Annotated in this window: 8 protein-coding genes; 1 reads left to right on the top strand and 7 read right to left on the bottom strand. The window is 55.8% G+C overall.

Annotation, left to right across the window (positions count from 1 at the left end; all coding sequences use genetic code 11):
- Positions 1-138 precede the first annotated feature (138 nt).
- The 4 genes from ABJ99_RS12585 to ABJ99_RS12570 form a co-directional block, all read right to left on the bottom strand.
- On the bottom strand, positions 139-1,350 hold the full coding sequence (locus ABJ99_RS12585; protein ID WP_054086120.1) for an MFS transporter: 1,212 nt from the start codon (positions 1,348-1,350) through the stop codon (positions 139-141).
- Positions 1,351-1,526: 176 nt separating this feature from the next.
- Positions 1,527-1,940: a VOC family protein gene (locus ABJ99_RS12580; protein WP_054086119.1), complete on the bottom strand. Its 414-nt coding sequence runs from the start codon at positions 1,938-1,940 to the stop codon at positions 1,527-1,529.
- A gap of 265 nt (positions 1,941-2,205) precedes the next feature.
- Positions 2,206-3,150, bottom strand: a complete 945-nt coding sequence (locus tag ABJ99_RS12575; RefSeq protein ID WP_054086118.1) for a methyltransferase — start codon at positions 3,148-3,150, stop codon at positions 2,206-2,208.
- The gene (locus tag ABJ99_RS12570) at positions 3,147-4,595 is read right to left on the bottom strand and encodes an iron-containing redox enzyme family protein (RefSeq protein ID WP_054086138.1); all 1,449 of its coding nucleotides are present in this window, start codon (positions 4,593-4,595) and stop codon (positions 3,147-3,149) included. Before ABJ99_RS12570 ends, ABJ99_RS12575 begins: the two co-directional genes overlap by 4 nt.
- Positions 4,596-4,938: 343 nt before the next feature.
- On the opposite strand from ABJ99_RS12570, the gene ABJ99_RS12565 reads away from it, so the two are divergent.
- A complete protein-coding gene (locus tag ABJ99_RS12565) occupies positions 4,939-5,457 on the top strand; it encodes a DUF4142 domain-containing protein (protein WP_054086117.1) in 519 nt (172 codons plus the stop codon).
- Positions 5,458-5,551: 94 nt separating this feature from the next.
- On the opposite strand, the gene ABJ99_RS12560 is transcribed toward ABJ99_RS12565, so the two are convergent.
- The 3 genes from ABJ99_RS12560 to ABJ99_RS12550 form a co-directional block, all read right to left on the bottom strand.
- Positions 5,552-6,049, bottom strand: a complete 498-nt coding sequence (locus tag ABJ99_RS12560; protein ID WP_054086116.1) for a YciE/YciF ferroxidase family protein — start codon at positions 6,047-6,049, stop codon at positions 5,552-5,554.
- Between the two features lie 104 nt (positions 6,050-6,153).
- A complete protein-coding gene (locus ABJ99_RS12555; protein ID WP_054086115.1) occupies positions 6,154-6,351 on the bottom strand; it encodes a hypothetical protein in 198 nt (65 codons plus the stop codon).
- Between the two features lie 87 nt (positions 6,352-6,438).
- A complete protein-coding gene (locus ABJ99_RS12550) occupies positions 6,439-7,320 on the bottom strand; it encodes a manganese catalase family protein (protein ID WP_054086114.1) in 882 nt (293 codons plus the stop codon).
- Between the last annotated feature and the right edge of the window lie 295 nt (positions 7,321-7,615).

The raw sequence follows: 7,615 nt of genomic DNA, 5'->3' as shown, positions 1-7,615 counted from the left end.
CACAAAAAATCTGACAGTCCCTTTTTGCGAGGCGCAAACCCAAGTTGGCGGCCTCGCGAGACTGACTTTAAAACTCAAACTGGCAGCCTACAGACGCCAATCTACGCTAGCCGACGAGACTGACTTAATTGTTTAAGATCACTGCCTCTCGACCTTTGCAGCGCCATACCGGCTTCCCACCCCGACAAACCACCACACCGCAAACACCCCCAGCAACGCAGTCACCGCAGCCATTCCCAGAATAACCCCTTGCACACCCAAAGGCGCTGCCAATAATGCCACCAGCAATCCAGCCAGCGGTTGTGACAGGTTGTTGAGCAAGGTGATCACGCCCAAGGTTTTGCCGAAGTCCTGAGGTGGAATGACGCGCTGGCGGATGCTGCGCATGTAGACGTTGAACATTTTGTCGAAGCTGACGATCAGCAGGAAACCTGTTGTATAGCCCGCCAGATTCGGGCTCATGGCCGTAATGAACGCACCAGCGGCGATCATGGGATAAGCGACGCCGCCAAGAATCCGAAGAGGCGCTGGCAGTCGGGCGAGGAGCAACAGAATGACGATGGTTGCCACCGCCCCCGCCGTCTGCAGCCCGGCGTAGTCGTTCGTGTCGGCGCGGTACTCGCCGATCACCATAGCTGCCGAAGTCGCCAGCGTGACGCCGACGATCAGGTTCACGCCGACGGCCAGGGTGATGATCTTTTTCAGTTCGGCCAACGCGTGGATGTGGCCGAAGGCAATTCGCAGGGGTTGCAGCCAGATGTCCTGATGCTGCGCGTGGACCTCAAGTGTGATGTTGCTGAGACGCTGCCATACCCGCATGCTCAGGTCGGCCAGCACGAACAACCCGGCTACCCACATCACCACCCAGTACCAGGCCCAGATATTCAGCCATAGCGCTGCCACCAGTGGCCCGAGAACCAGCCCCGTCTGATCGGCGATTTGTGAGTAGGACAGGGTTTCGGTGTAGCAGTAGTGCTGAAAGATGTGCGGCATCAGCACCTCGCGGGCCATGATGCCTTGGGTGGTCAGTATCCCGCACAGTGCCGACAGCACCACCAGCCAGGCGATGCCGCCAAAGATCGCATAGAGCAGCGTTGCCACGACGCACAGTAGCGCGCGGCAGGCCTGACTGATGTGCAGAATCCTGACGGGCGAGAACCTGTCACACAAAGCGCCGCATGGCGGAAACGCGAGGTAGCGCGGTAGCGATTCGGCAAAAAACGCCAGCCCGGCCCAGGACGCGCTTTTGGTGGTCTGGAACACGACCAGCGGCACGATGAAGAGCAGAATCTGGTCGGCCAGCCGTGACAGAAACAGCGAGATGAAGAAAGCCAGGTAATCCCGACGCACAGTGACCTCCTGTCAACCGGCAGCACAACGTGGCCACTTGGTGCGACATTAGCAGGCGGAGATTGGGCTGTCGTTGAGGTCGTGGCGTTTGTCGCAGCGACGGGTTTGGAGACGTACCAGACAGCCGCTGTTCGTTAAAGTCACTATTGCGACCAGACCCAGCAACCAGAACCAGTTCAATAAATCGCCCAGCATCCCGGCGTCAGCAGCTCTACCAGATGTTGATCCGGATCGCGGAAATAAATGCTCGAACCGCCCTTTGGCCATTGGGTCCGGCCTTCGATGGCGACGTTGGCTTGAACGAGCCGATCAACCCATGACTGCAACTGGTCAGCGTCGATGGCAAAGCACACGTGAATTCGTCCCTGTGCATCGTGCGGCGGAATTTCTCCGTCACTCAGGTATTGGGTTTCAAGTGACGCCCCGCGCTTGAACAACAGTAAAGTATTCGAGCCTCCGACATTGAGTGCTATCAATGTCGGGCTTTCGAACATGACCTCCAGTTCAAGTGTCTGCTGATAGAAGCGTCCCGCCGTTGCAAGGTCTTCTACATAAAGCGCTGTTTCAATGATCCTGTTCAGTCGTGGCATGTGCTGTCCTCCTTGATGCCGTGAATAGTTGCTGCTGGCTATCCAGTTAGCGCTGGGTGACCCAAGGCGCCTGTCCAGTACTACCGGAATGAACAGTCACTGACCAATTTCAGGTTCTTATGCACGGCATTGACACGGACTATCAAGAAAAGGCGGGCGATAAAATGCAGCGTCTCCGAGTGTCGGGACGTTTGCATTAGAGTGTTGGAAATAGTGGAGCGCTGGAAATAATGGACGAGATGCTGGGCTGCATAGCCCAGCCTGCTTATGAACGCCGAGTGACAATCAATTCCACGGCAGCGATGCGGTCCACGTCTTCGTAACCGTCTTCCAGCAGTTCCTCGCCGAACACATCCGGGTCCAGTTCGCGGTAGGTCCATGCCAGCGCTGTATGGTCGATATCGCTGCGGACTGCATCGAAGAACGGGTCATGCTCGCCGACCATTGCCACGCCGGTATAAAGCACCAGCGAGCCGCCCGGCGTGAGGCGGTCCAGGGATTCACGCAGGATGCGCACCGAAAGGTCCGCGCCAAGTGCATCACCGCCATGGCGGTAAGCCCGGCGCTTGCTGTCCTTCATGTACGGCGGGTTGGCGACGATCAGGTCGAAATTGTCGGTCACGCCCGAGAGGATATCGCTTGGGCAGCACTCCACATTGTGCAGACCGGCTACAGCAGCGTTGGTCTCGGCGAAGTGCAGCGCTTTCGGGTTGATGTCGACGGCATACACCTGGGCGTCGGGGCGGGCGACGGCAATCAGCAGGCCGCCGGCTCCGGTGCCGCAGCCGATGTCCACGGCGCGGCTGATCGGATGCGAAGTGTCTTGCAGATGGCGATTGATCGATTGCGCAAAGCGGTAAGTATCAGGACCGAAAAACACTGAATCTTCATCGGTTGTCGGGAACGCTGAGTGCACCAGCAGCAGATCATTCAGGCTCGAAAATCTGACCCGGCTCTTCAGGCCGTCTTCGCTGCGTTCAAGAACACCGGCGTCCAGCAGGCCTTGCGCTTCCGAGACCGGCAGCATGAATTCCGGGATCAGACGGCTCCAGCCAAAAATATCCCGCAATGAGGCGGCGACGCGATTTTCCGGGCGCTGATTGACGTGACGGTGGGTCAGTGGCGTCGGCGTAATGAAGCGGTAGCCGGTGGTTTTCAGGCGTTCTGCCAACGTGATCAGCGCGGTGCGGTCGGGCAGCGGATGACTCATGCGTGCGCTCCCGTCAGCCGTTCGGCCATGCTGCTGACAAACAGGCGAGTGGCGTGCAGACCGGCCGCCGTCGCATGCCGTGCGGGCGACATGCTTGCGATCAAGGTCGACATCCTTTCAGTCGCCGGCGCTGATTCGAGCTTCATGAGTAACTCGCGAACGTCCGGGTCGATATCTGCCGAGGTCGGCTGCGCGATGGCAGGCGAGGGCTGGCCGCCCTGCACGTTACGAAAACGCGAACGAAACGCTTCGGGCAAGCGTTTGCCATTAGTTGCCTGGGCGCTGCCATCGGAGAGCCAGTCGCCCGCAATCCAGTCGTGCACAAGTTGCTTTTCATAGCCATTGAATACGCCGAACATCGGCGCACCAGCGCCTTCGAACAACTTCCAGAAGCGGCTGTGCAGCGGATCTTCGTGACGCTTGATCCAGCCTCGGTTCTCCAGCACAGCAAGAAACTCCGGAATCTGATCCGGCTCGGCAAGCCACTCGTTGACAGTCTTGCCATCCAGCCGGCAGTAGTCGGAATGCATATGCTGACCGAACGTCCGCTTGCGCTCGAGCATGGCCACCACTTCCTGCTCCAGATCGAACGACTGAATGACCTCGCAAGAACCCATGCCCAGTTCATTCAAGCGATAGCCGTTGGCGACCCGTCGATAGAACTCATCGCGCTCCTGACCGACCGGCATCAGTTCGATGACGCTTTGCGCAGCCTTGCGTGCATGCCCGGTGCTGGCGTTATCGATCGTGACGTGCAGGGTGAAATAATAAGGGTCGATGCCCAGCTCGTTCAGTTCGAACGAGGTAATGAGCAAGTGCAGCGGCAGTTGTTCATAGCCAAGGTTGTAGCCAATAACTTCGGGAAGGTACTGATCACTCAACTGGCCCAGCGACAGCTGAATGGCGGCTTGCAGATACGCTTCATCCGGCAGCGGGGCGCTGGTGTCGCAGTCAAGATCGGCCAGCAGTTTGCGGTACAGCGACACGTGATTCTGCGCCTGCTCGCCATCACCCAACTCTTCCAGATAGGTCCGAATCAGGCCGTGGAATCGATAGTCCGCCCAGTGCGGCAGCAGCCCGTACAACCAGGCACCGTCGACCAGCTTCACCGGCGCAACGTGCTGGATGAAATACATCGCCTGCGCCTTGGTCTTGAAAAACCGTCGCGGCTGGCCGTTGCGCCGCTCTTCCAGATAACGCGCGTATTGATCGGCGACGACCCCGACGTTGTGTTCCATCCACTGCTCGAGCGCTTCCGGTTGTGCCGGAAGATCGCAGGCTTCCCGCTCTGCGCGAGCCAGGCAGTGATTCAGAAACGTGACCGCATCATGTTGATGTTCTGGAGCCCGATCATTCATCCATGACTGGTAGATGGTTTTTGAACGGGCTTCTTCAACGACGGTTTGGACGACGGTGGTGCCGGTCATCACTTGAAGAGACGTCATGAAAATCTTACCTCGGCAGTTGAAAATCACGATAGACGCGGTCACGCGAGACTTTCTGTTTTCTATAAAGCGTAGAGAAAGGAGTACTGCAGCACAGGGAAAATTCAGCGAATTTTATCGGGGACCGATGGGTGGCAATACCGTTATTCCATAAAGGTAAATACCGTCAGAGAAAGCCGGCTTCAGGTTTTATAGGTGCTGTACGCTTGAGCGTTCAGCCGCTCACGACACGAATAGTCAAAAACGCGGAACGCAGATTTTCGAGGTGGGTCCGAACCTGTATGCCGTCGATCACGATGGCATTTTTAGCCCACAGAAGTAGTCCACAAAAGGATGACCGAAAATGAATAATTATTTTCGCATGAGCGCCATTGCCATTGTACTTTCGCTTGGTTCTCAGGTGGCTGTTGCCGCCCAGGATGCTGATGACTTTGTAAAGGATGCCTCTGCCAAAGGTATCGCGGAAGTCCAGCTGGGCAAGCTGGCACTGGATGAGAAGGACATATCCCCAGCAGTAAAAGAGTTTGCAGAGCAGATGGTCAAGGATCACACCGCCGCCAACGAGAAGCTGGCGACGATTGCCAAGGACAAAAAGCTTGAGGTGTCTGACGATCCCATGCTGATGGACAAAGCCAAGGCGCTGATCCTGGAAATGCGCAAGAAGTCATTCGATCAGGCGTACGCGAACAATCAGGTTGTTGCGCATGAAGAAACCATCAAATTGTTTGAAGAAGAAGCCAATAACGGCAAGGATCCAGAGTTGATGGCGTTTGCAAAAGCGACCCTGCCGACCCTGAAAGATCATCTGACCCACGCGAAGAAGCTGGCGGCTGAGCACGGCGGCGACGCTGCGAAAAAGTAATGTAGCTGCAACAGGATGACGTGATTATGCCGCATGCCCGGAACTCCCTCGCGAGAGAGCAGGTCATGCGGCTATTGGTGCACAGGTGCACTGATTACTTCTTGGAAGTGGCTGCCTGAGCGCCGCCTTGTTCAGCGATGGCGGTCAGTTTCTCATCAGCGCCCTTTTCCTCAGCCAGTGTCTCACTCAGTAATTTCACAGCGTCTTTCATACCCAGATGTTTAGCCATGGCGATAAGTGTGCCGTAAGCGGCGATCTCGTAGTGCTCGACTTTCTGACAGGCGCCAATCAAGCCTGCATCAAGTACCTCGCCTTTTTCGATCTCATCCAGCAATTCTTTGCTTTCTTCGATCAGACCTTCCATCGCCATGCATTTCATACGCTTGAGCTTCAGGCCTTCAGCTTCTACCAATTGGTCGATACGCTCGATCTGGCCTAGAGTTTCTTCCAGATGCATCTTGAACGCTTCGGCGAGCAGCGGGTTGGTCGAGGCACGTGCCAGCTTTGGCAGTGCTTTGGTGATTTGCTTTTCGGCGCTATAAACATCCGAAAGTTCATGAATGAACAGATCTTGTATGGTGGTACGAGCCATGTCGTTAATCCTTTTTGCACGTGAAGTTATCCACAGGCGAGGCTGATATTCAGCCTCGCTTACAGGTATCTAAAAGGTTGAAACGTGCTACAAAAACCGGGTAATCAGCGTCTGGGCAAGTTGTTATCAAGCAACGTCCCGACACCAAAGACTTTGGCGGCCATGACCACCTGAAAGCCTCTGCGTGCCAGAAGCGCCTGTGCCTCGAAAGCACGAAGCCCGTTCACGAATACCGCATCTGTTAGTGCGTGCTTGAACTCGCCATCAGGCAAGAGGTGCTTGTTGGAGCGTGTGTGCTTCATGATCCTTTCTCCTGATCGCGACGTCCGAACTGTTCAGAGCCTTTCAAGGGGCTGCCCTTTGCAGGACAGCCACGCAAGCAAGATCTCTTAACGGTCTCTACCCTGAACGAATCCCGACCCAAGGTCAGCGCCGGTAATAGGATTGGATGCCGGATCGGATTGGGTCCGTTCCTTCATCATTTCCAGAACTTCCGTATCTTCGGCATTCAGCTCTACAGTCGCAGAACCGTCACCGCCATCGACTGCCGGCTCAGGCGACTTGACGAACTCCCACTCGCCACCCTGGTTCCACGGGCCACGTACATTTGGCTCGCCGGACATGTTGTAAAATTTGTTGGTGAACTCCGGCACGCCAGGCAGCTTGCCTTGCGGGAAGTTCGGCTGAATAGCGTGCAGGGCTTTTTCGAAAGACAACTGGTGCGCGATCTCACGCGTCATGAGAAAGCCCAGCGCTTCTTTCACGCCCGGATCATCGGTGACATTCATCAAACGCTCGTAAACGATCTTCGCCCGTGCTTCGGCGGCGATGTTGGAGCGGAAGTCGGCAGTGGGTTCGCCAATAGTGTCGATGTAGGCAGCGGTCCACGGCACACCTGCCGAGTTGGTCAAAGGCGCACCAGCTCCATAAAGCAGGCTGGTGATGTGCGAATCGTTACCGTCGCCGTTAATGGCCCGATACAGCTCGCCTTCTTCTTCAATACCTTCAGCCAGTTGGCCTTTGGCACCCTTGTTGAGCATAACGATAATCGAACCCACGATTTCGAGGTGGCTGAGTTCCTCGGTGGCGATGCTCATCAGCAAATCTTTACGGCCTGGATCATCTTCGCTCAGGCCTTGGGTGAAGTAACGTCCGGCGGCAGCCAGTTCACCTTGAGCGCCACCAAATTGCTCCAGCAGCAAATTGGCGAGTCCTGGATTTGGACGGGCTACGCGGACGGTATATTGAAGTCGTTTGTTATGAATGAACATGTCGTTTCCTCAGGCTTTGTCTCTTCGGGAAGCGTTAACCCATACGAATGGGCTTGATTCAACGCAGTCACTGGGTATGAGAGGGGGCGCCTGTAAACGTTGCTCGAAATTTTATTTTTATGGGACGAGCGGTATAAAATCCGGAGTTCAATAGAGTTTGCTTATCCAGCGGTTAATCAGGTCAACGTCAAAATTCTTAGTTAAAAGCTCGCAGATCGGGAGGCGTGGACCGGCAACGATTTAATCATTAATGCAATGAACTGATTCGCGTTATAAACAGGGTCTATTAACTAAC

It is taken from the genome of Pseudomonas syringae pv. cilantro (assembly GCF_001293775.1).
Classification (GTDB): domain Bacteria; phylum Pseudomonadota; class Gammaproteobacteria; order Pseudomonadales; family Pseudomonadaceae; genus Aquipseudomonas; species Aquipseudomonas syringae_P.
The sequence above is the reverse complement of the archived record's forward strand: the minus strand, read 5'-3'. Positions and strand labels throughout refer to the sequence as shown.